The organism is Solibacillus sp. GQ1 (assembly GCF_059758555.1).
In genome coordinates this window covers 312,309-337,798 of sequence record NZ_JCAXEX010000001.1, presented here as the reverse complement: position 1 = coordinate 337,798, position 25,490 = coordinate 312,309, and the positions used below count along the sequence as shown (strand labels likewise).

Genomic DNA, 25,490 nt, shown 5'->3' with positions numbered 1-25,490 from the left:
TCTATTTAAACAATTTCAACATCCAAATGCAACCAATTCGTCGTACAGAACATTAAAAAGTTGTTCCTCGGCGATATTCTCACCCAGTTGCTCAATATTGAGATGTCTTAAAATTGCTAAATAGTGTTCCACCGCCGCTTTTCGCTCATCCGTCAACTTCAATTGACTCCATTTGAAAAAATAAGGAATTGCATGTACATTCATCGTTTTGGGAGTGAGCGCATGGTAGTCCATAAAATGAAAAAGCCCTACTTGCCATTCTATACAAAATTGATTAAAAGCATGCGTATTGTAAACAGGAATCCCTAAAAAAATCGGGAACTCCGTCATCGTTAGCCTTAATTCATAAATTGAACGGAAAAATTGATCGTTTACCCCTTTTTTGCTTAATAAAAGACGGGGATGGATATAGTATTCTCGATATTTCCTGTAGTTTTTCAGGAGCAGATGAAATTGGGATTTTGATACTTTTTCAGGAACCAACAGCGGAAAACGTTGTTGACTAAGGGGCAATGGCTTAACAACAGCGAAATACTGCCATTTATGAAGATGAATTAAATTGCTAATATAGTAGAAGGTTTTGCTTTTTACATCATAGGTGATGAGGAATTTCTGTTCTTTATACTGTTGCATAAATTGGGAATGTGTATGATTGATTGAAACTTTTACGATACCGGTACCTTTGAATTTATCGGGAGTATGCAAAATCCAGATCGGCGTTATTTTAGCTTGCAAATAGCCTCTAGTACGCTGTTGAAAAGATGGATGCGCGATTGGACTGCACTGAAATTCGATTGCATATTGATGATTTTTTATTGTGATGAGAATATCCGGTCGCTGTTGAAGCTGCGGCAAATACGGTTCCAGGACGGGACGTAGCTGAAGGCTCGTAAAAAGTTCAAAGAGGTGTTGTTTCCCAAGGAGATGTTCAGCAGATTCCCCTTCAGAAAACAAGGAATCACATTCACTATTTTTTTCATGTGCAAAGTGGGGAATTCTTATTTGTCCAGCCTTTAATAAAAGCTGTTCTTTACATTGAGGGCAGAAAAAGGACTGCTGCTTTTTTATTCTTTGTAATTCATCCAGCGGTAGTTTCGACGTTAAATGGAATAATTGCTGTTGTTCGGTCATTGCGACCAGCATTTGCTTCCACTCCTTTTTAACCATCTTAATGAAATGCATATTCATTTTCAACTTGTAAATAGTAACTATTGGAAACTGGTTTTTTCAATGGATTTCTACTTTTATTGATTACCGTCCCCCCTTTATAGACGAACTTTCCACTTTTCCGTCACAAGGTTCTACTATCTCGATGCCCTATTCTGCTTCACACGCACTATATTCAACTTTCCTCAACCAATATTCTACTTTTGCTGCTCTATATTCTACTTCCTTCAACCAGATATCCCCCAGCACAAACACAAAAAAGCCACCTGAAATCAGGTGACTTTCGTAAACTGCTGTCCTAATCAAAATACGTAATGATTGTTTCGAAGCAGTCTTCAGCAATGATTGTTTCCCCGTACTCTTCAAGGCGGTGCGCTGTAATTTTGGAAGCAGCTAAATATTCAGTACATAAAGCGATGATATTTCTCGCTTCCTGGCTTTCCAAATCTTTCAAATCTACATATAAATAGTAGTAATCCTCCCATTTATACAACACAGATTCTAATCCTAATGGTGCTGCGCGTTTTGCAAGAGGTACTAGTTCGTCAATATCTTTAAATCGGAATCGGGCATTTTCAAGCGATTGTTCTTCTTCTTTTGCAGCTTTGCCAATCGCATTGAAGATCGATTCTTCCATTTCATTTAATTGATCTGATATATGAAGGTCATCTTCAAAGTTGCCTGTCATTGAAGAAGTTTCGGAGTCATTACCTACAGACGCGCGTGTAACAACGACTTCCAATCCACTTTCTGAAGCGTTAATATGAATCCAAATTGGACCATCTAAATCGAAATAATCATCTGTATTTATTTCACCAATGATATCCCAGAAAAGCTCTTCACCTTTTGCGCGATTGTACCATATTTCTTCACGAGTATAACCGCGGTCCTCGATATCACTATACGTAATAAATAATTTTAGCGTATTTTCATTAATGCGTTCGATGTCCATTAGACCTCAACCCCCTTCACAGTCATTGTATAGAACGTCGCTTTATTTCCAAGTGGCATACAATATGGCGTTCTATTGCATCGGAACTGAGATACTTTTAAATATTAGAAGTATCTATAACTCTATTGTATGATGGAATGGATTAAAATGAAAAGGAAAAACATTATTCAGGATAAATAATTTGAATAATTGAAATTGTATTGCACCACTCCATTTAAATCAAGTAATTAAGGTGTCTTTCTAATATGTTCTAAAATAAAAAAAAGATGCTACAATTGCACAATATGCATCCGTAACATCATGAGCGGTCTATTTAGTTAACCATGCGTTGGGCTTCTTGCAACTGGTATGCTCGTACTTTACGAGGCAGGAATCGACGAATTTCATCTTCGTTATAACCAACTTGCAGACGTTTTTCATCTAAAATAATCGGACGACGTAATAGTCCCGGATATTCCTGAATAAGCTCATATAATCGTTGTAACGGCAATGTTTCAACATCGACATTCAACTTCTGGAAAATTTTCGAACGCGTTGAGATAATTTCATCTGTACCATCTTCTGTCATTCGTAAAATCTCTTTGATTTCACTAATTGTAAGTGGCTCGGAAAAAATGTTACGTTCTGTATATGGGATATCATGTTCCTCTAACCATGCTTTTGCTTTTCGACATGAAGTACAACTTGGTGAAGTAAATAATGTTACTAACATTGGCTCACTCCCTCTCTAATTGATTTCAATTCAATTGCTAGATGTTGCTTCCTGTTATTAAAGAAGCACAAATGTATAAGTAAAACTCAATTTAGAATTAATTTAATTTAAGATTCTGTTCCCATTATACATGAATAACCCATGTTTGAATATACAATGTCAACAAATAATTCAACTTACGTAATAAATTTTATTACGTATTTCTCTCTAATAGGCACACTTTCTATAATTTTGTGCCATAACAAATTTTACCCGTATAATAGAAAAATAAAACGTCCTGATTTTCGATATTTTTTCTCATTTAACAAAATGTAATTGAGAAAAAAATCAGAAAATACAATGTCATTTCATATAATACAATCATCTATTTACTACTATTTCCATTTTCACTTCGTTTTATTCCTGTTTCTTTAAAATAAAACGATTGCTTTCTTTTCAATGGTTAAGTTATAATCCTTTCAAGATTATAAAAAACGATGACGAAGAGTAGTACATTTAATGAGAATGCCTAGAGAGTCTGTGGTTGGTGTAAACAGATCATTCGTTAAATGGAATGGACTTCCGAGTTAGCTTGATGAACGTTTCTATTAGTAGTCCAGCTCGTCGCCTTCACGTTACGAAGCAAAGTGGCCGATTAAGGCAAGCTGGGTGGTACCGCGGATTTTAACATCATTCGTCCCTTCTATTTTCGAATAGAGGACGCATGATGTTTTTTTATTTTCATTTGATTTTAAGGAGGAACACCCAATGAAAACAATCTTTTCAGGTGTACAACCAACAGGAACTATTACTTTAGGGAACTATATCGGAGCGATTAAACAATTCCCTGCTTTACAGGAAAACAACAACGCCATTTATTGCATCGTGGATCAGCATGCAATTACTGTGCCACAGGATCGCCTGGAGTTGCGTAAAAATATCCGCTCTTTGGCAGCTATGTATATTGCATGTGGCATTGATCCGAAAAAATCGATTTTATTTATTCAGTCAGAAGTCCCTGCCCACGCCCAAGCCGGCTGGATGCTGCAATGCGTCGCTTCAATAGGTGAATTAGAACGTATGACACAGTTCAAAGACAAATCAACAGGTAAAGAGTCTGTTTCTGCCGCACTATTAACATACCCGCCGTTAATGGCTGCCGATATTCTTCTTTACAATACAGACATCGTACCAGTAGGCGAAGACCAAAAGCAGCATATTGAATTAACACGCGATTTAGCTGAGCGTTTCAATAAGCGCTACAATGACGTATTAACGATTCCTGATATTCAGTTGCCGAAAGAAGGCGCGCGTATCAAATCATTGCAAGAGCCGACTAAAAAGATGTCCAAATCGGATACGAACTCAAAAGCGACGATTCGCCTGCTTGATACAGCAAAAGAAATCGAGAAGAAAATCAAATCTGCTGTAACGGATTCTGAGGGAATCGTTAAATTTGATATTGAAAACAAACCAGGTGTATCAAACTTGCTTATTATTGAATCTGCCTTATCCGGAACAGCAATTGCAGATTTAGAAGCAAAGTATGAAGGCAAAGGCTATGGTGATTTTAAAGCTGGAGTAGCACAGGCTGTTATTGACCACTTAACACCAATTCAAGAACGCTATTATGCACTGATTGACTCACCTGAACTTGATGAAATTTTGGATGAGGGTGCAGTAAAAGCGAATGCCATTGCCTCTAAAACACTCAAGAAAATGGAGAACGCGATGGGCTTAGGCCGTAAACGACGCTAAACATCCCGCCAATAGCAACAAGCAGCATATACAACTCTGCTCCGTGTACAATGTACATTAATACAGCATGCCATGAATAACCGAGCGTGCGGTAATTCAAGTATAAAATCATATTACTGATCGACATGACACTGAGCCCATAAAAAAATAAAAAAAGTACGAAACGTGTCAAAACACCATCCTTCGTACAACTATACGAAAAACGAACGTGCGATAGAAGAAGCACGTTCGTTTTTTGTCATTTTATTAATCTGTAAATTTTTTAAATAATAAACAAGCATTATGTCCGCCGAAACCGAGTGAATTGCTTAACGCATATTCAACTTCCGCTTTTCGTGCGGCATTTGGTACATAATCCAAATCACATTCCGGATCCGGCTCGTGTAAATTCATTGTCGGCGGCAAAATACCTTCCTTCAACGCAAGTACCGTAAAGATTGCCTCAATACCGCCTGCTGCACCTAATAAATGGCCTGTCATACTTTTCGTTGAGCTCATCGCTAATTTATAGGCATGGTCACCAAAAACAGTCTTAACTGCCTGTGTTTCAAATAAGTCATTATATGGTGTACTCGTACCGTGTGCGTTAATGTAACCAACTTGGTCAGGCGATACTTGTGCATCATCGATTGCCATTTGCATCGCACGTGCTGCACCTTCACCGTTTGGAGCCGGTGCTGTAATATGATGGGCATCCCCAGTTGAACCATATCCAACAACTTCACCGTAAATTTTCGCACCGCGCGCTTTTGCATGTTCATACTCTTCCAAAATTAAAATCCCTGCGCCTTCACCAATAACGAAGCCGTCACGGTTTTTATCGAATGGACGTGATGCAGTTGCCGTGTCCGGATTTAACGATAACGCTGTGTTTGCAACGAAGCCGGCAACCGCCATTGTTACGATTGGTGCCTCTGCCCCGCCTGTAATCATGACATCCGCATCTCCACGTTCGATTACTTTGAACGCATCCCCAATCGAGTTTGTTCCTGATGCACAAGCCGTTACAGAACAAGAGTTTACTCCTTTTGCCCCTAGATAAATCGATACTTGTCCAGATGCCATATCCGGAATCATCATCGGTACGAAGAATGGACTTACACGGCGAACACCGCGCTCCTGGAATGTTAGAAACTGCTGTTCATGTGTTTCCATTCCGCCGATTCCAGAACCGATCCAAACACCTACGCGCGGTGCCATTTCTTCGGTAATCGTCAAGTTGGCATCTTTTGCAGCCATCATTGAAGCAGCGACCGCATAATGTGTAAAGCGGTCCATTTTACGTGCTTCTTTCTTTTCAATATATTCTTCTATATTAAAATCTCTTACTTCAGCGGCTACAGAGACTGGAAATTTGCTCACATCTACACGTGTTAATGGTCCAATACCAGACTTGCCTGCAATTACATTTTCCCATGCTTGCTCTGCACTGTTTCCTACTGGCGATACTGCACCGATTCCTGTAACAACAACTCTTCTTTTCTCCATTATTTAACACCCTTTTCTAAGTTAAATTCTTTTCCCTATTTAAAGGTTGATTTCATTTCGGGTCTTTGGCCAATACGATGTCGGTGACGATTTTAGTATTCGTTCCATCCTCCCCAACATTCCAATCAACGTGCTTATTTACCCCACTTTAATGCAAGTGCTCCCCATGTAAGGCCACCGCCGAAACCTACTAAAACAACGATATCATCATCTTTGATTTTTCCTGATTCCAAATCTTCAACGATTGAAATACCGATTGAAGCGGCTGATGTATTGCCGTATTTTTGGATTGTTTTCGACATTTTTTCCTCTGGTAAGTCAAGACGCTCTCTCGCGGCTTCCATAATGCGGATGTTCGCTTGATGCGGTACCAAATAATCGACATCTTCCTTCGTCAGGCCTGCCTTTTCGATTACATTTACTGCTGATTCGCCCATTTGACGAACTGCAAATTTAAATACTTCACGACCATTCATCGCAATATGGTTTTTAGGATTTAAATAAAGATGCTTTCCGCCTGTTCCGTCAGCTCCAAGTTCGAACGCAAGAATTCCGCGGCCTTCCGAAACTTTGCCGAGAACAGCCGCACTTGCACCATCGCCAAATAGGACAGCTGTGTTGCGGTCATCCCAATCCACAATTTTCGACAGTTTTTCAACACCTACTACTAATACATATTCATAATTATTGCTCTCAATAAATTGTTTTGCAATAGCCGTTCCATAAATAAATCCTGAGCATGCAGCGGACACATCCATTGCGCCACATCCCGATATTCCAAGTCGTTCTTGAATTTGACACGCTACACTCGGGAAATTCTGATCCTGTGTAACCGTCGCAACAACGATTAGACCAATTTGATCTGGTGTTATACCTGCATTTTCAATAGCTTGCACTGCTGCTTTATATGCTAAATCCGATGTTTCTTCATTCTCAGCGATAAAACGGTTTTCAATACCTGTCCGAGAACGAATCCACTCATCTGATGTATCTAAAACTTTTTCAAAATCCTTATTTGCTATAGCTTTTTCCGGAACATATTTCCCCATCCCTATAATACCGGCATTCATATAATAGCCCCCTTGTTTTCTCATAAATCAAAAAATATAACTAATTATTAGTAGTTGGTACTAATTATAGAACATAATTATTTTTAACACAATTAAAATTTCCGGAAAAAGAGGGATTGGGGATTTATTCTTGTTTTTTCTTTCAATTAAAATGGCTATACTAATTGATAAAACATCTGGATGAAAATTGAATAACGGACAGCAGTATTCGTTCATTTCTTACGTTTAAACTTTTAAAGAGCGAATGTAAAAAACGTTCCATTATTAGACAAACAACTTCGAGCTAATCTTCTCTTTTTCCGTGTTAATTCCTACTTGAAAAAGCAATAAAAACAAGCATTTATGACAACTTGAAGAATAATTTGATTCGCCCTTTTAATTTGATGAATGCTTGTGGTATGATATTGAAGATGTAATTTCACAATAACGTTATAAATAAGTTCAATGAGGTGAATTTGATGCAATATATCATTACGTTCTTTTGGTCATTCTTATTAGTTTCAATGCTAAACTATGTAGTAAGTTCTGTATTAAGTGTAGATTTTAACTTCATGAATGGCGTAATCGTATCATTAGTATTCAGCGTATTAGTTATTATTATCGCTGCAATCATTCCAAACGAATCAACTCCAGAAGCAGAAGCAGAGCATCATTAATAGATAACAAGGGGCTGTCCGGTAAAACTACTGGACAGCCCCTTGTTATTTACACCCACTTTTGTGGGGGGCGCTGACTTTATTAGATAAATTCAATACATATTAGAACTTTTATACTTGATATTAGAAAAGTCGCCACGTTTATTTGAACAGTAGCACCTCTTATTAGCACAAGTGACATTTATATTAGAATTTCCGGCTTTTATTAAAACTTTTTCATTTATATTAGAACTTTAACCATCCTTATTAGAACATTTCAAACCACCAAAAAAAGCTTGTACGTATTCACGCACAAGCTGTCTTCAAACTTAATTTAATTTTATTACTAACTCTCCGTTTTCCAATGCAATCGATAAACTTCCACCTGCTGTGACTTCCCCTTTTAACAGTTCACGGGCAACAATCGTCTCCAAATGGCGTTGGACAAAGCGTTTGAGCGGACGTGCACCAAATTGCGGGTCAATCCCGTGCTTCACAATCCAGTCCACAACTTCCCCATCAACAGACAGCGTAATTTCCTGTTCTGCGACCCGATCTTGAAGCTGCTTTACATATTTCCAGGCAATCTTATGGAAGTGCTCATTCGATAATGCATGGAACATAATAATATCGTCCATCCGGTTTAACAGCTCCGGCTTAAAGTGCTGGCGTAATGCTGCTTGAACAAGCTGTTCCGCTTCTTCTGATGCTTCCAGTAAAAACTGTGAGCCGATATTCGATGTCAAGATGATAACGGTATTCGTAAAATTGACAATCCGTCCTTGGCTATCGGTAATGCGGCCATCATCAAGTACTTGCAGTAAAATATTCGCGACATCCGGATGCGCCTTTTCGATTTCATCCAGCAGTACTACAGCATACGGATTGCGGCGTACCGCTTCTGTCAGCTGACCACCTTCTTCGTAGCCAATATAGCCTGGAGGAGCTCCGACAAGTCTGGATACAGAATGCTTCTCCATATACTCGCTCATATCAATACGGATGAAATGGTCTTCCGAATCGAAAAGTTGTGCGGCCAATGCTTTGGCCAATTCCGTTTTTCCGACACCGGTTGGCCCAAGGAACAGGAAGCTTCCAATCGGCTTATTCGGGTCTTTAATACCGGAACGCGCACGCCAAACTGCTTCCGTTACATAAGTTACCGCATCGTCCTGACCGACTACCCTTTCATGCAATGTATCTTTTAAACGGAGCAGTTTATCGCGTTCACCTTCAACAAGCTTCGTTACCGGAATCCCTGTCCAGCGTGAAATAATTTTAGCGATTTCTTCTTCAGTCACTTCTTCACGCAGCATCCGGTTACCTTCCGACTGTTTCAACTGCAGTTCCAGTTCGGCGATTTCCTTTTCAAGCTGTGGTATTTTACTGTACTGAAGCTCACTTGCCCGTGCTAAATTACTGCCTGAAATAAATAAATCGTCGCGCTCGGCTTCCATTTTTTTCAGTTCATCTTTTTTATCGCGTACAATCTGTAAACCGTTTTTCTCGAGTTCCCACTGTTCCTTCATTGACTTTATTGAAACTTCCAATGTATCAATTTCATCTGTAATTATTTCAAGACGTTTTTTACTTGCATCATCTTTTTCTTTTTTCAGTGCCTGCTGCTCAATTTTCAGCTGTGTGAGGCGGCGCATTAACTGATCCAGTTCCTGTGGCATTGAATCGATTTCTATGCGGATCATCGCACATGCCTCATCGACAAGATCAATTGCTTTATCCGGTAAAAAGCGGTCTGTAATATAACGGTTCGCCAGTTGGGCCGCTGCAATAATCGCGCGGTCATGAATGCGGACACCACGGTGATGTTCTTCAAAACGGTCTTTTATTCCACGTAAAATGGAAACCGTATCTTCAATAGAAGGTTCTCTCACCATTACTTGCTGGAAGCGGCGTTCCAATGCAGGATCTTTCTCGATATACATACGGTATTCATCCAATGTTGTTGCTCCAATACAATGCAGTTCACCACGTGCAAGCATTGGTTTCAGCATATTTCCTGCATCCATTGCTCCGTCCGCTTTGCCTGCACCGACAATTGTATGGATCTCATCGATGAATAAAATAATACGTCCATCTGATTCTTTCACTTGCTTTAATACCGATTTCAGCCGCTCTTCAAACTGCCCGCGATACGATGCACCGGCAATTAGTGCACTCATATCCAATTCATAAAGCTCCGCATCTTTTAATCCTTCCGGAACATCCTGTCTTACGATACGCTGTGCCAGCCCTTCGACAATCGCTGTTTTACCAACACCTGGCTCACCGATGAGGACCGGATTGTTTTTTGTTTTACGTGACAGAATACGAATGACGTTCCGGATTTCCTCATCTCGTCCAATAACCGGATCCATCTTACCGTTTTTTACTTGTTCAATTAAGTTTCGTCCAAATTGCTCTAATGGAGGACGATTATCTTGTGTTTGGTTAAATTGCATAAAGTGCACCCTTTCATTTAGTTTGACCTTTTTTGATTAATTTAATTATAAGTCAAAGTTGGTCAAACAACAAATAATTAAGCTCTGTTTCCTTCGCAAAGATCCTAATAAAAAACGATCACTTTGCCTATACGCAAAATGACCGAATTTCAATTCATTTATTCACTTATTAATTAACGAATGCCTAATGCCATTTTTGCATAGCGGGACATATTGTCTTTAGACCATGCCGGTTGCCATACGATATCTACTTTTACTTCTTTTACTTCCGGTAATTCGCTAAGTGCAGTTGTTACTTGGTCAACGATAACTGGAGCAAGCGGACAGCCCATTGATGTTAATGTCATCGTAACGATTGCTAAGCCCTCATCTGTTAAATCTACTTCATATACTAAGCCTAAGTTGACGATATCAATGCCTAACTCAGGGTCAATTACGTTTTCCAATGCACCTAACATACTTTCTTTCATATCGTGATCAATTGCCATTTTAAATTTCCCCTTTCGCCATGGTGTTAATGTTAATCATAGCAGAACGCATGATTTATGCCAAACAATGCGCCATAAATTGCGTGACTTGCAAAATTCCGTTTCTCGATACCGCATGCCCAGCTTTTCGTTCTGCCAAATAAGTAATATGTTCCGCTTTTTTTTCTTTTTCCAGTTGTTCAACATAATCTCGGCTCATATGATAAGGAACGACCGTATCGCGCTCACCATGCCAGAAAATAATCGGTTTGTTTGCCCATAATTCCTCATGCTGCTCCATATCAAATTTTTGCAGCATTTGAAGCAAGCCTGTTTGCTGTTCTTCAGACAACGGAAATGTTACGCCTTTTTGCTTTAGATCCTCTACTTGATGGAGGGCCAGTTTCGTATAGCTTGTTGTACCCATACAAATACCTGCCGTTTCAATCCATGGATAGATCGCTAAACAGCCTGAAGTGACGATTCCGCCCATTGAAGTTCCGGCAATCCCAACCTTGTTTCCTGCCAAGTTTTTCAGCTTCAATTCTCCATAAATAGTATGTACTTCTTCCACTGACTTTAATACAATTTTCCAGAAGTTAAAGTTCATCTGGTCTTCCGTCAATTGATTCGAGCGCTCACCATGCATTAACGCATCCGGTAGTATAACGCGTACACCCTGTTGCACAAACTGATAAGCGTAATGTAAATTATGTTCCTTTGCGCTTAAAAAACCATGAAGAAAAATAACGACCGGTGTTTGCTCATCCATCGTTTCATCATATACATGCAGTAATGGAATGGACTTCCATTGTTCTTTGTCAACTATCAAATTTCTCACCTCTTTGTTTACATTAGCAAAAATTGGTCAATGTTTCAAAACTTTGACGAATGCTATTTTTGCACGTTACAATTATACCCAGGCTAAAGGAGGCTTACTCTTATGAACGAACATTTAATTGTATTAGATTTAGACGGCACTTTATTGACGGACGAGAAAAAAATTTCTGCGCTGACAAAGGAAACTTTGTTAAAAGCAAAAGAAGCAGGTCATCAGGTGATGATCGCGACAGGACGTCCGTATCGTGCGAGTCAGCTTTATTACCAGGAGCTGAGTTTAACAACTCCGATTGTCAATTTCAACGGAGCCCTCATCCACCACCCTAAAAATCCGATGTGGAAAACGATTCATACAACAGTCAATTTAAGTGTAGTCCATGATGTTGTAGAATCTGTTCATAAATATGAATACGACAACTTAATCGCCGAAGTAATGGATGACGTGTATCTCCATCGTGAAGATGAAGGTGTGCTTCAGTTGCTGCATATGGGCAACCCGAATATTCTAACAGGCGATCTGAAAAATACATTAAAAGAAGACCCGACAAGTTTGCTTATTCAAGCCGATGATGTAAATACACCGATTATCCGCAAACATTTGCAGGATGTTCACGCTGAACTGATCGAGCACCGACGTTGGGGAGCTCCATTCCCGATTATTGAAATTGTCCATAAAGGGTTAAGTAAAGCAGTAGGCATCGACTATATTGCAAAAGAAATGGGCATTCCCCGTGAACGCATCATTGCATTTGGCGATGAGGACAACGACTTGGAAATGATTGAATACGCAGGCGTTGGCGTTGCGATGAGTAACGGTATCGACGACTTGAAAACAATCGCCAATGAAATTACGCTATCGAACAACGAAGACGGCATAGGGAAATTTTTGCAGGACCGATTAAAACTATAATAAAATATAAACAGCCTGGAAAAGCATGTTGTCTGCTTCTCCAGGCTGTTTTATTTAGTGCGCTGAATTCTCGGCACGGCGTTTTTTTCCGCGCTTCATAATCACAACCATAAATGCTGTGTATAAAACAACGACCAATCCAAGTGCCACAATATAAGAGGTGTTAATGCCACGTGCTTCAATTACTTGGTACACTTCGACCATTTCACGGTCTAAAATAATCGCATAGTTGCCGTCCTTATTTTCACGGATGATTTCACTGTTGAACATTCCGCGAACTTCTTTTCCTTCACCCAGCTCAGCCACAGGAATATGCACTCGTTTTGTTTTACTACTATTATTAATGACAACGATCCATGTTTCTTCATCGGATTTGCGTTCAAATACAACATAGCCGTCTTTATTTTCTAGCCATTTAAATTCTCCGTTTCGCAAAGTATCGGAATCATTTCTTAATGACTGGAGCTTCCCGACATAATCGGCTAATTCCGAGTCTGTTTTAAAATTGTAGTACTGGTGTGCTTCAACACCCGCTTCCCCATTCATCGCAATTTCAGATCCATATTGTACGATTGGCACACCTGGAAGTAAAAGCGTGCTCGCAATGGAAATTTTACTGCGTGTCGGTGGATACATACCTTCCTCTGTTGCCGCCAATGTGAAGCGGTTCGACCAGATAGTATCGGTCATCGATAATACCGGAGTCCCTGAAAGCATTTCCTCGATATGAGGCTCCAGTACTGTCGTATTTAAATCAACATTTTTAAATGCATTCGTAAAGTTGGCCGCAGTATCACTGTAAAATTTCGCGTCAAAATCTGCATCACTTTCTGCATTCGCAATAACATAGGCACCTGCTGCTTTTAACTGTTCAATAAAGCGATTTAAAAAAGCAGTATCGGCTTGTTCAATATTCGTCAGTCGAACCCCGTCTAGTTTATATGTATTTACAAATTGTACAGCACTGTTGATGAGCTCATTCTGTACTTCTTCATTCGTTAAGTCCCACTGTATTTTCCCATCATTTTCAGATGCCACAAATCCTTGTTTTTCAGCAAGTTCATGGTTTGGACTAACATTGGAAATCGGGAAATCAACCATCATTTTGATTTCACGTTTTTGATACGCCTCGACCATGTTTTTAAATTCCTCTGCTGTTCCAAAACGGTGGTCGAACATTGTATAGCTCGTAGGCATCGACCCATCATATTTTTCAGTCTCAAATACAGAGCCAATTGACAGTATCGTATAGCCCATATTTGCAACATAATCGATTTTCTTCAGCAATCCATTGAAATCCCCGCCAGCAAACATCGTCGGGTCTTGCGCATTTACTGTATCATCATCATTTTTACCGGTACCATTAAAGAAACGGTCCACTAAAACATCATATATACTTTCATCTGCAATTGTACGCTCTTCCGCATTTGCAACAGCAGCAACTGACAATGAAGTCGAAAGCAGCACACCCGCAGCTAATGTACGAAACCATTTATTAAATCCCATTCATTTCCCTCTCTTTCATATACAGTCCATCGTCATTTTACCAAAAAAGGTATAAATGTAGCTAGCTTAAATAGTTATTTATAGGAAATTCAACAAATACGTGTCAGAAATGTGTATAGAGTGTTTAATATGGTTAGGTATTGACGGCGCGTTGTGTTTTATTAGAAGGTTTCAGGTGGAATCTGGAACGTTGAGGGGGATGAAGTAGAACAACCTGAATCTAATGTGGAACAATTTACTCTAAAAGTAGAACGAATCTTGGCGAATGTAGAAACTGCTGGGATATTAGAACCTTGTAGGTGAAATGTAGAACGTTGAGTCAGGAAAGTAGAACACTGACGACCTAATATAGAACGTCTCTCCTCAAAAGTTGAACGTATGCATCTGAATGTAGAACACCCGGAGATATTAGAACTTTCAGGTTGTAATGTGGAAAGAGGAAACCAAAAAGTAGAACACCTCTCCCCTAATGTAGAACAAAACACTATAAAAGTAGAACGAATCCCCTTAAAAGTAGAATCCTCCCTTCTCCATACAAAAAAGCGTGTAAAAAGCCACCTCCACTTTTTACACGCTTCAATCTTTATTAGAAGTTTACACCGATACCCATGCTTAAGCCTAAGTATAATGTGATTAATAGAACGATACCGAATAGTACCCAGAACATATTGACAGATTTGCCTTTGCTTTTGCGTACTAATACCATTTCCATAAAGCCGATTACTAAAATACCAAATAACACTTTCATATCATAGTTCATGCCGCTTTCAGTAATCTTATCGCGCCATTCCAGGAATAAAGACAACCCTGTTACGATTACTAAAATATACATTACACGTAAGATCATGTGTACTGCTTTCATCTTTTTGCCGGATAATGCAGCGATAAAGAATAATATTAATGCTATTACCCAAGTCGTGATGTGCATATGCGTCGTACTAGTTAAGAAATCCACGAATTTTCCACCTCTTCTATTTATTCTCTACAGGCAATATCCTACCATGTAAAGCCCTATAAATTCAATTGAATCTGCCAAGTGTTCTATGAGTTGTCATAAAAAAACGAAACTTTTCCGCAAAAAAGCAGTAGATTTTCCTTCCACCAGAAAATCTACTGCCTATTAAAAGCGAATCTAGCAATCTGCAGCTATGAATATCCTAATTTAATTAAGCAAATCGGTTTGCTAAAGTCCCGATTCCTTCAATTGCGATTTTCACTTCATCGCCTGCTTTTAAAAATTGAGGCGGGTTCATCCCTTTTCCGACTCCGGCAGGCGTACCTGTTAAAATAACATCACCTGGCTCTAACGTTACATATTTTGAAACTGTCTCAATAATTTCGGAAACAGAGAACAACATATCTTTCGTCGATCCATTTTGGCGTACTTCACCATTTACTTTCGTCACAATCGATAAAGTATGCGGATCAGGAATTTCATCTTTTGTTACTAAATACGGCCCCATTGGACAGCTGCCTTCCAAGCTCTTGCCTAAGAAGAACTGTTTATGCTTCTCCTGTGCATCACGGGCTGTAAGATCATTGGCAATTGTATAGCCGAACACATAGTCAAATGCCATTGCTTTTGGAACATTTTTTCCGCGCTTGCCGATTACAACAGCCAACTCTCCTTCATAATCAAGAGAATCCGTCACCTCTGCATGCACAGGTAATGTTGATTCATCCGGGGCAATTGCAGTTGGTGACTTTGTGAAGACAACGATATGTTCCGGTGCCTTTTCTGCACCCATTTCACGGGCATGATCACTGTAATTTTTACCAACACATAAAATATTTTTCGGTGTACGAGGAACTGGCGACAGCCACTCAATATCAGAATAAGCCAGTTTGAACTGAGCTCCACCTTCATGATTCTGAGCTGCCTCTACTAATTTACGAACTTGCTCAACAAATTCATAGCCATGTGCAATCCCGTCAATAATTGTTTTCGGAAAGTCTTTTAGTACATTAAGTTGGTTTTGGATTTCGATAACATCCCAAACTGCCTCTTCTTTTTTTACTTTTGGGCCAAACTTTACTTGTTCGTTTACTTTAAATGATAACAATTTCATAACGTGGAGCACTCCTTCTGTTTTTTTACATCATACATTAAAATATAAACAATTGCCTTACTTTTCTGACAAAAAGGGGCTTAATTCGTAAAACTAAGCTTTCGGTGCATCTTTGTTCACGTTTTACGTTCTGCAGGTTTGCCGTAAGTAAATCTTTTCAGTAATGCTTCAATCGGTCCTTGTTTATATTTCGAGAAATAGATTTCCGCAAATAGTACTTGGATAACGAAAATTCCGACCGCCATATAAATCCCCATTTGCACATCCACTTTTCCGTATAAACCGAAGCCCCAATTGTAGAACAGCACCGTACAAATAACGGACTGCATCAGGTAAAGCGTGAGAGACATACGGCCAGCCTTTGCAATCGGCGTCAGCAGTTTTACTATGACCGGTAATTGTGTCAGCAATGTTATGGCTGCCATATAGCCAATCGCAAGCAGCGGTCCGCCGATATAAACTTGCAAGTATTCATTGCCCAATGTTTGGTCACCTGATATCGGCAAGCTCTTCATATAAAGTCCGCCGCCTATACCAGCAACAGCCAAAATGATCCAAACTATGATTTTTTCTTTTGCTCGCTCGATCATACGCCATTTTGCAAGTGCTGCGCCAAACAGCATATAAGGTAATATTGTAAATAAAGACGAAATCCACATCATGACACTCATCTGAATCGATAAATCATCAAGACGCTGCATAAATGCATCCGTCCAGTTCCCGATACCATATGCTGTTAAGGCACTTTGCATTGCTTCAATATCGACAGGGAAACTATCCATTGATGCCGAAAAAAAACCTGCCGCGACATATAAACTTAAATTAAAACCATGATACAAAGCATTCACCGCAACCGCCACAAGCAGGAGCCATTTTGCCTTAATACGAATTAGCGCGATTAAAAATACTCCGCAAAATGCGTACGTGGCCAAAATATCGCCCCACCAAATGACAATCGCATGCAACATTCCAATGCAAAATAATAAAATTAGACGCTTTGGCGCAAATCGGTAAAAATCTGCGCCCGACTCATTTGCTTTTACAAATTGCATTGCTAATCCATACCCGAACAGCATAGAAAATAACGGATAAAAGCTGCTTTGTACATAAATATCCAAAAGCTGTTGGAGTATTATATCCTGAACTTCATTAAACCAGCTGCTCAAATCGGTTATATGCGGCATCGGTAAATAAAACCCAAACATATTAACTAATAAAATGCCGAGTAAACTTACCCCGCGCAATATATCGAGTGTTGCAACACGCTCGTTCGTACCTACTGGGCGAAAATCCACCGTCCATCCCCCTAATCTATTTTCACTTCTTGTCCAATACTGTATAAATATAAAATGCGTTCGTTTATTTGAATACGCTTAATTGATTGGACAGCATGCTGATAATAGTTTAATTGAATTTGGTACGACTTTGTCATTTTTTGTTTAATTTTCTCAAAATCGCCTAATAAATACTGTTCGATATAGTCCGTTTTATAATCCAGAAGTACCCAATTACCCTGTTCATCTTCAAAAATACAGTCGATGACCCCCTGTACAATTTGGGCATCCCCTTCCTGATCTTTCAAACTAAGGGTAAACGGTTCTTCTCTTAGTACTTGCTTCGCCTTTTTAAAACGCTCACCGACTTCTGTTTGGAAAAAGGCAAATACTTTTTCCGCTGAAACTGCATCAGCTTCAATTTGCTGCAACAGCTTACGTTTTACAAGCGATTGGATATAACTTTCCGTCTCTTCCATCGTTGTAAACCCTTGTTGCGGGATATGCTGCATAACGGCATGGACAGCTGTACCGACTTCGGTTGCCGAAAGCTTGCGTTCTTTTTTCCCTTTCAGCATAAAGCTTGGTACATCGGTTTTTACATAGCGCTTCGCTTCCATATTGTAAAGCTGCTCTTCTTCCATCCGCTGCAAACTTTCAAGACGCTTCTGCTCCGATACCGACGTTTTTGATTTCTTCGTAACCGCATTTGCATATGGATACGGTGTCGTGAAACGTTTCGCCAGCAGCTGAACCATATCTTCATTCACTGCCTGTTCAACCACTACATGCTCCTCCGTTTCCGCTTCATTGGCAAGCAAGTAGTCACGATTTGGAATGATGCGTACAGTCCATTCTTTCGTTGTTGCCGCTTCATTCGAATAGCCGTAATCGGCAAACAGGAAATCATTATGACGTGCAACAGCTGGACCGACCCAGCTTAAATAGCTGTTCGCTTTTGAACGAATGTATGCAGGGAGCACTGTATCCTCCAATTCCTGATAAAATGCCCATTCTTCCTTCTGCTTTTCCCAATCTTTAATCGAGCCGACTAAAATGAGACGCTCTTTTGCACGGGTCATCGCCACATATAAGACGCGCATTTCTTCTGCCTTCATCTTCGCAAGCTTTTTCTCCTTCACATATAAATGCGGTAAAGAAGTCGAAATAATATTTAAATCCGGATTCACCGATTTAATTGCCAACCCGAAATCCTGATCGAAAATATAGCGGCTGCCTAAATCTTTCGTATTGAATGTACGGCTCATGCCCGCTACAAATACGACTGGATATTCTAATCCTTTTGATTTATGGATTGTGAGCAATGTGACGACATCGTCTGCTTCACTCGTCGACTTCGCAATTCCTAAATCATCTCCACGTGAACTCATCCGGTCGATAAATCGCAGGAAGCGGAATAATCCGCGGAATGAAGATTTTTCATAGCTTAATGCACGGTCATGCAGTGCCCGTAAGTTCGCCTGGCGCTGCTTGCCGTTCGCCATTGCACCGACCATTTCATAATAATTCGTATCTAAATACACTTGCCATACTAAATCGGCCAATGCCCCGTGACGGGAGAACTGGCGCCATTTTTGATGCATCGTAAAGAACTTATCAAGCTTAGCCTCTGTTTCGATTGGCATGTCACCCGCTGCTTCTTCTTTATACTGCTTCAATGCCTCATAAAAAGGTACTTTCCCGTTAATTAAACGGATTTTCGCCAGTTCGTTTTCCGTTAAACCGATAAACGGTGCACGCAGTACAGAAGCGAGCGGTATATCCTGATACGGGTTGTCGATGACTTTTAATGTGTTGATCATAATCATCACTTCAAGAGATTCAAAATAACCGCCGTCCGTTTCGGCATAGAGCGGCAGGCCGGCCAATTTGAATTCCTCTGCAAACGTCGTATACCATGTGCGAGAACGCATCAATACGACAATATCGCGGTAGCTGACAGGGCGCATCGATTTCGTTTTCGGATTGTACACTTGTCCGCCATGATCGACTAAATCACGGATGCGCTGGATAATGTAGCGTGCTTCCTGCTGTGCCGCGCTGATGCTTTCTTCCTCGGAACCATCTTCACTTCCCGGAATGATTTGTGCTTTCGAATCCCCTTCCAGTAAAACTAATTCAATCGGTACTTGTTGCTCATCATAGCTCGCCCCGAATTTAAGTTTTGCCTGTTCATCGTACGCAATTTCGCCAACTTCTTCGTCCATTATTTGCCCAAATACATAGTTCGTACCTTCCAGAACTTCCGAACGACTGCGGAAATTGGCATTCAAATCAATTTTCATCCCTGTTCCGGACGGGTTCTCTTCAAAGCGCTTATATTTATCAAGGAAAAGACGTGGCTCTGCAAGACGAAACGCGTAGATTGATTGCTTTACATCACCGACCATAAACATATTCCCGTCCTGCTCACCGCCGTTTTTCACAAGCTGCAAAATTGTTTCCTGCAGGAAATTGACATCCTGATATTCATCAACAAGCACTTCTTTGAAACGCTTCTGGAAATTCAATGCCACATCAGATGGCTGGGGTGGTGTTGACGTGCTTTCTTCATCTGTCAAAATTTCGAGTGCATAATGCTCCAAATCTGAAAAATCAAGCAGGCCGCGCTCTTGCTTCGCCTTTTTAAACGCTTCACTGTATTCAATCGTCAGTTTTACGAGCGTTTCCAAAATTGGCTTCGTCGCCGCCATTTCCTGGACATACAACTTCGGATGACGCGCAAAAAATGTTTCCTTTAAATCCGTCAGCATTTCTTTTGCCGTATCACGATGATTTTTCGCTAACGCATAATATTGCTTATCTTCCTCGGTATCCTTTTTCGTCAACGGCTTGATGCGTCCAAACTCGACTGCAGGGATCAGCTCATATGCCTGTTCCCATGAGCCTCCCTCCATTGCTTCAAGTACATGCTTAACCCCTGTATATTCAGCTTCAAACAATGGCTTGTTTTTCTCTAAAACAGGTGTAACAGACACGATTTGCAACCCTTTTTCAAGACGAGTGGCGATTTCTTTCAGGCTTCCGATAATAAACGGTCGGACTTCCTGCGCAATAACCAGGTCATCAATAGGACTTTCCGGATCAATATCGTATTTCTCCGGCAATGCGCGCAGCCATTCATACGGGTTTGGCTGTACACGCGATACTTTATACATTTCTTGCAGCAACAGTTCAATCGCCTGGTCACTGCGGTCAGATGCAAAGCTGTCGACTAATGTGTAAAGTTCCTCTTTTGTGAACAAAGTTTCCATATCGCCCCGGTATGCCTTTTCAAGCACATCCATCAGCACATCATCCTGCAATAACGAAGCTTCCTCTGTACTTGCCAGACGGAAACCCGGGTCCAAATCAATGGTGTATGCAAATTCACGGCAAATTGATAAACAGAATGAATGCAGCGTGGAGATTTGCGCTTTGTTCAATAAACTTAACTGACGGCGCAGAAATTGGTTGCTCGGATTTTGGGCAAGCTCCTTTTCGAGCGCTTCTGCCATACGGTTGCGCATTTCCGCAGCCGAGGCATTTGTAAACGTTACGACGAGCAGCTCATCAACATCTATGCGCTTGTCTTCAGGCGCTAATATCTTTTGGATCAGTCGCTCGATCAATACGGCCGTTTTTCCTGAACCGGCCGCTGCGGATACTAATATGTCATGACCGGATGCGTAGATGGCTTTCCACTGCACATCTGTCCATTGAACATCACTCGGCTTCTCTGGAATTGTCATCTGCACATACCACCTTTTTAATATTTTCAAATACTTCCTGTTCCGGCTGTTTCTTGATTTCATTAAAGCTGTTGCCTGTTTCCGACTGGTCGAACTGGCAAACCGACTTAAAACTGCAATACGTACAAGCTTTTTGATTGCCCAGGCTGTACGGCTTAATTTCTGTATTACCACGGTAAATTTCATTGCCCGCCTGACGGAATTTATAGTGTACAAATTCCTGCAGGTTTTCCATCTGGTCTTGTTCGATCACTTTTGAGGAACGGCTGTTAAATTCAGGGTTCTCTCCGCTTTTAAACGCTGCCGGTACGATAATGGATGTTTTACTCGGCTCAAGTGACTTGTCCATCAGTTGCGCCACTTCCACATCCTTTACCATATAGCCGCTTAACTTGAACTTCTCCTGACGTAAACTTTCCACGCGATCATACTGCTCATAATCTTCTGTAGGAATTAGCGGATTATGCACATGCAGATAGAACATCCCAGCCGCCTGGACAATGATATTCTCCAGCTCCGATAAGTCCTGGATGAACTTTCCTTCACGTGCGATAATCGGAATATTTTTCATCGCTACATCTAAATATGTCAACAGCTGCAGCGAAATCCCGTTATATACTTCGGTAAAATCAAGCTTGCGACCGCTAGATTTATAATCAATAACACGCAAATACAGATTTTCCGCATCTTTATATGCATCAATACGGTCAATTTGCCCGCGTACATACATTTTCCGGTTATGTTCCAGATCGATTTTCAATGCTTCCAGCGGGTTGCGGTCATCCTGTTCCGTATTTTTGTCGTCGCGCTTCCCAAACGGCTTTTCATGGGCAATCGCTTTAAACTTCGACAGCTCACTTTGATTAATGAGCGCATAAATTGTACGTGCCACGATTTTCACAAGTTTCGTTTTAATATATTCAAAGCGGTGACTGCTTTTTAAAATACTGTACGAGAAATAATCCGCCAGTTTTGAAATGGTTTCATCCGCCTTTTTATAGCACGCTACATATGTCGTAAGCGGGATCGATGGCTCTTTCTCGGATAAAATTGTCCGGATTGCCTCATGGAACAGATCGCCCATCGCGAATGTTTCCAGCTTGAATTCCGTACGCTCCTGCAGTTTCAGTCCATAGGATGCAAAATGTGAATATGGACAGCTGTAAAAGCGCTCAATACGCGATACACTTGCCAAAAAGTCTTCCCCGTACAATGCTGTCGCTACGTCTTCCGTTAGCGGTTCTGCTTCATTCGTCGTATACAAAGGTTTTTCCACGATATTCAGTACATCTTTCCATCGCTGTTCCCGTTCATAAAATGCTTTTAACGCCGCCCATTCTTCGGTAAGCGGACGTCGCTCGTGCTGTGCCTGCTTCAGCTGGGTCATTAAGAAGCCGATTGCCGGTGACGGATGCTGTAAATAATTGAGCACATTATCTTTTTGGAGTTCATCAAGTGGGTCCATTGCAATTTGCCGATGTGGCAGTGTGCGAACCGTTTTTTCCTCGGGAGTACCCTGGTTTTCGGTAATCTCAAACATGCTGTGCAGGCGGTTAATATAAAGCGATGGAAGCTTGCTTTTACTTTCCTCGTCTGCATTTGCATACGTAATATATAAATATTGTGTCGATGAAGAAATCGCCCGGTAAAATAGGAAACTTTCCTGCAGAAGCCTGCTTTTTATACCCGGGGCCAATTCCACATCGATTTTCTCAAATGTTTCACGCTCGTCATCAGACAGCAGTCCTCCCGCTTCCATACGCATCGGGTATACTCCGTCGTTAACACCGATTACGAAAATTGCCTTTTTATTGTCAAAACGTGCAAACTCGACAGTCGAAACAGTCACTTCATCCAATGTCGGCGGGACACTTGCAAACTCAATTGTTTCAAAGCCTTCATCCAAAATTTGCGCTACTTCTTCCAACGGCATAATTTTATCACCGAACATAAGGTCAAATTGCTCCAAAATATGGATCCAGCCATTCCAAGCCTGTTCATGCTCCAATGACTGATGGAGTGAATCGGCCTGCTCTTCCTGTTCCTGCATTTTTAGCAGCTTCTTATAAATATCAAGCCGCTCCATAAACTCATACAGTGCCACTACAATTTCACGGCCTGTTTTTTTGCCTTTCAACCGGTTCTGCAATGCCAGTACCGGCTCCCGGATTAAGTCACGGACGGATTTTAAAAGTTGCTCATGCTCCAGCTCGTCCTCTGTCTGAACGGCATTTACTTTTTCCAGTGATTTAAAACGGCGATAATGCCATACTTCATCTTTCATCCAGCGGTCATGGACAATTCCTTTTGCGATGACGAAGTTTTCTAAAATATCCGCTCTGTCACGCATTGCGACTAAATTGGCTCCGTAAGGGAAAAACAAATCGGTTTTAATACTTCTGAAAACCGGCTCGTATTTCCAGTTTGTCGTAATAATCTCCAGTACGGATCGACTGAATTCGATAAGCGGATGGTAAAGCATCGCACGCTTCTCATTTGAGAAAAACGGAATTTCGTATTGGGTAAAGGTCGTTCCAATAATCGCATCATATACATCCGCCTGGCGGTACATTATCCCGATATCTTTATAGCGAAGCCCCTTTTCCAGAACGAGCTGTTTAATTTCCTGGGCAATACCTTGCACTTCTGCGCGCGGGTTTACACCTTCCAATATTTTCGTATGTCCCGTTGATTCGACTGGTGTATCCGTAATTTTGTCGAAGCAATGTTCAATATGCAGTAAATCCCGATTTGTCGCACGGTAGTTTACTTCTAAATGAACACGCGCCTCCTCTTCAATATCAATTCCTCGTTCGAAACGTAATTTTTGCAGCTCATTCTTTATTTTGTCGTACGTCACCGCAGCTCTGTAAAATACCGATCCTTCGAGTACATCCATTTCTGGGTTTTCCATCGGGAGAACAATTGTGACACGCTTTGCATAAATAAGAAGCTCTTTTAAAATGGCAAATTCCTGTCCGTTAAATGAAACAAACCCATCCAAATAGATGTGGGTATCGCGCAAGCTTTCCATTTTCGGAATGCGCTCAATTAACAGCGGAAAATAGCCATCGCCATCAATATATTCAGTCCCGATTCGCTCATGCAACTGCTTTAAAATAATATTCAGATCATGCAATTTATGAAGCAGTACTTCACTTGCACCGTTTAATTTTAATGATTCGATTAGCGGGTCAATTGTTTCCACATCGATATGATATTGACTGAATTCCTTTAAAATCTGCTCGACTTCCTTCGTAAAACCAGGTTTACCTGCCGCTCGTTTAAATAGTAGGAATTCTTCCTGATGTTCTTCCAAAATACGTCGCAACAGCATGCGGTACCCTGTGCCGTCAATGCGTTCGTGGGCGATACCGCCTTCATTTTGCAGCACAAACCAGGCAAGCCGTTTGAATGTCATTACCTGTGCACGCATCATTCCTTCAATGTCATAATTCGTCGTCAGCTCATATTCCGCTGTAAACGACATTTGGTCAGGAACTAATAAAAAAATTGGATGTCCAAATATATTTGTTTTTAAATCTTCAACAATCTCACGGTGAATCAATGTTGTTTTTCCCGTGCCTGCCCGTCCTGATATAACTCGTAACGTCACAAATCCCACCTCACTTTTATTTCTTTCTTCTATTATAATATAAGAATACATGTTCGCGCATTAATTGCAATCATACAAAAAAGCCCTGTCTTTTCACAATTTGTTAAAAGACAAGACTCGTAGAATTTATTTATGTTTTCGTAGCTTTCCAATCTCTCGCAAATCTCTTTCCACACGCTTATTTAAAATATGTTCAATCAATTTTCCGATTCCCCAAATGATTAAAATAATGACAGCTGAAATAATAAGTTTTACAGGAGAGGTTAAAATATCACGCAAATCACTGCCTAAATAGCTAATTAAAAAGATTAAAATGGGTTTTGAAATAAGGAGTGTCAAAAAATAATACTTCTTTTTAATATTGGATAAACCCGCAACAGTATTGACAACAACAACAGGTGTAAACGGCAGGCACAGCAGCACAAACAATGGGGTAAATCCTCTAATATCCACCCAGTTAATCAGTTTTTTTACTTGTTTCTGTTCTTTAATCCGGCGGAAGAGACGGTACTTTCCGAACATGCGAATCATGAGGAAGAACATGTATGATCCTGCTACCGTTCCAAGCCAAGACAGTAAAAATCCCCAAAATAAACCGTATGCTGCGGCATTGGCAATAATTATTACGAACAGCGGCAATATCGGTATAAATGATTCTAAAAATGTTAATAAAATTCCGAAAAAAGGACCTAATAACTTATATTTCTCTACAATTGTTTCTAAATTATCGATTGTCAGCCAATCTAACATAAATCAATCACCCCTACCAAAAACGATAAAAATTCCTGAAGTTATCCAATGCTGTCTAGTACAATTTAATCTTAACATAATTTGTT

Annotated in this window: 18 protein-coding genes and 1 other annotated feature; of the genes, 3 read left to right on the top strand and 15 right to left on the bottom strand. The window is 40.5% G+C overall.

Features of this window, described 5'->3' with window-relative positions:
• Nucleotides 1-15: 15 nt before the first annotated feature.
• From AC6CH1_RS01465 to spxA, 3 genes are all read right to left on the bottom strand, one after another.
• Entirely contained in the window at nt 16-1,143 is a 1,128-nt protein-coding gene (locus AC6CH1_RS01465) for a competence protein CoiA (protein WP_498316165.1), read from the bottom strand.
• Between the two features lie 322 nt (nt 1,144-1,465).
• Nucleotides 1,466-2,119 (bottom strand): adaptor protein MecA, encoded by a 654-nt coding sequence (gene mecA / locus AC6CH1_RS01460; RefSeq protein WP_251689710.1) that lies wholly within the window; start codon nt 2,117-2,119, stop codon nt 1,466-1,468.
• Nucleotides 2,120-2,432: 313 nt separating this feature from the next.
• The gene (gene spxA / locus AC6CH1_RS01455; protein ID WP_008403575.1) at nt 2,433-2,831 is read right to left on the bottom strand and encodes a transcriptional regulator SpxA; all 399 of its coding nucleotides are present in this window, start codon (nt 2,829-2,831) and stop codon (nt 2,433-2,435) included.
• A 467-nt stretch (nt 2,832-3,298) separates the two neighbouring features.
• Nucleotides 3,299-3,515, top strand: a binding site (T-box leader).
• 63 nt (nt 3,516-3,578) lie between these two features.
• On the opposite strand from spxA, the gene trpS reads away from it, so the two are divergent.
• Nucleotides 3,579-4,568: a tryptophan--tRNA ligase gene (gene trpS, locus AC6CH1_RS01450; RefSeq protein ID WP_014824616.1), complete on the top strand. Its 990-nt coding sequence runs from the start codon at nt 3,579-3,581 to the stop codon at nt 4,566-4,568.
• Nucleotides 4,569-4,814: 246 nt separating this feature from the next.
• Here trpS and fabF read toward each other — a convergent pair whose 3' ends face one another.
• The gene (gene fabF / locus AC6CH1_RS01445) at nt 4,815-6,056 is read right to left on the bottom strand and encodes a beta-ketoacyl-ACP synthase II (protein WP_251689712.1); all 1,242 of its coding nucleotides are present in this window, start codon (nt 6,054-6,056) and stop codon (nt 4,815-4,817) included.
• A gap of 134 nt (nt 6,057-6,190) precedes the next feature.
• A complete protein-coding gene (locus AC6CH1_RS01440; RefSeq protein WP_251689714.1) occupies nt 6,191-7,126 on the bottom strand; it encodes a beta-ketoacyl-ACP synthase III in 936 nt (311 codons plus the stop codon).
• A gap of 458 nt (nt 7,127-7,584) precedes the next feature.
• Between AC6CH1_RS01440 and AC6CH1_RS01435 the strand changes: the two genes are divergently transcribed.
• Nucleotides 7,585-7,782: a YjzD family protein gene (locus tag AC6CH1_RS01435; protein ID WP_008403579.1), complete on the top strand. Its 198-nt coding sequence runs from the start codon at nt 7,585-7,587 to the stop codon at nt 7,780-7,782.
• Nucleotides 7,783-8,090: 308 nt separating this feature from the next.
• Here the strand turns inward: AC6CH1_RS01435 and AC6CH1_RS01430 are convergent, their stop codons facing one another.
• From AC6CH1_RS01430 to AC6CH1_RS01420, 3 genes are all read right to left on the bottom strand, one after another.
• A complete protein-coding gene (locus tag AC6CH1_RS01430) occupies nt 8,091-10,220 on the bottom strand; it encodes an ATP-dependent Clp protease ATP-binding subunit (protein ID WP_251689716.1) in 2,130 nt (709 codons plus the stop codon).
• 173 nt (nt 10,221-10,393) lie between these two features.
• The gene (locus AC6CH1_RS01425; RefSeq protein WP_039966323.1) at nt 10,394-10,702 is read right to left on the bottom strand and encodes a metal-sulfur cluster assembly factor; all 309 of its coding nucleotides are present in this window, start codon (nt 10,700-10,702) and stop codon (nt 10,394-10,396) included.
• A 61-nt stretch (nt 10,703-10,763) separates the two neighbouring features.
• Nucleotides 10,764-11,528 (bottom strand): prolyl oligopeptidase family serine peptidase, encoded by a 765-nt coding sequence (locus tag AC6CH1_RS01420; RefSeq protein WP_498316164.1) that lies wholly within the window; start codon nt 11,526-11,528, stop codon nt 10,764-10,766.
• Between the two features lie 102 nt (nt 11,529-11,630).
• On the opposite strand from AC6CH1_RS01420, the gene AC6CH1_RS01415 reads away from it, so the two are divergent.
• Nucleotides 11,631-12,437 (top strand): Cof-type HAD-IIB family hydrolase, encoded by an 807-nt coding sequence (locus AC6CH1_RS01415; protein ID WP_251689720.1) that lies wholly within the window; start codon nt 11,631-11,633, stop codon nt 12,435-12,437.
• Between the two features lie 54 nt (nt 12,438-12,491).
• Here AC6CH1_RS01415 and AC6CH1_RS01410 read toward each other — a convergent pair whose 3' ends face one another.
• The 7 genes from AC6CH1_RS01410 to AC6CH1_RS01380 all read right to left on the bottom strand — a co-directional run bounded on the left by AC6CH1_RS01410 (nt 12,492) and on the right by AC6CH1_RS01380 (nt 25,404).
• The gene (locus tag AC6CH1_RS01410; protein ID WP_251689722.1) at nt 12,492-13,943 is read right to left on the bottom strand and encodes an alpha-amylase family glycosyl hydrolase; all 1,452 of its coding nucleotides are present in this window, start codon (nt 13,941-13,943) and stop codon (nt 12,492-12,494) included.
• 586 nt (nt 13,944-14,529) lie between these two features.
• On the bottom strand, nt 14,530-14,898 hold the full coding sequence (locus AC6CH1_RS01405; RefSeq protein ID WP_251689724.1) for a YisL family protein: 369 nt from the start codon (nt 14,896-14,898) through the stop codon (nt 14,530-14,532).
• A 211-nt stretch (nt 14,899-15,109) separates the two neighbouring features.
• Complete coding sequence (locus AC6CH1_RS01400; protein ID WP_251689726.1) at nt 15,110-16,012, bottom strand: fumarylacetoacetate hydrolase family protein; 903 nt, start codon at nt 16,010-16,012, stop codon at nt 15,110-15,112.
• Nucleotides 16,013-16,128: 116 nt separating this feature from the next.
• On the bottom strand, nt 16,129-17,307 hold the full coding sequence (locus AC6CH1_RS01395; protein ID WP_498316163.1) for a DUF418 domain-containing protein: 1,179 nt from the start codon (nt 17,305-17,307) through the stop codon (nt 16,129-16,131).
• 11 nt (nt 17,308-17,318) lie between these two features.
• Nucleotides 17,319-21,038 carry a helicase-exonuclease AddAB subunit AddA gene (gene addA / locus AC6CH1_RS01390; RefSeq protein ID WP_498316162.1) on the bottom strand — a complete coding sequence of 1,240 codons (3,720 nt, stop codon included), beginning with the start codon at nt 21,036-21,038 and terminating at the stop codon, nt 17,319-17,321.
• Nucleotides 21,013-24,654, bottom strand: coding sequence for a helicase-exonuclease AddAB subunit AddB (gene addB, locus AC6CH1_RS01385; protein WP_498316161.1), 3,642 nt, complete (start codon nt 24,652-24,654; stop codon nt 21,013-21,015). Before addB ends, addA begins: the two co-directional genes overlap by 26 nt.
• A 126-nt stretch (nt 24,655-24,780) precedes the next feature.
• A complete protein-coding gene (locus tag AC6CH1_RS01380) occupies nt 24,781-25,404 on the bottom strand; it encodes a TVP38/TMEM64 family protein (RefSeq protein WP_251689734.1) in 624 nt (207 codons plus the stop codon).
• Nucleotides 25,405-25,490: the final 86 nt, after the last annotated feature.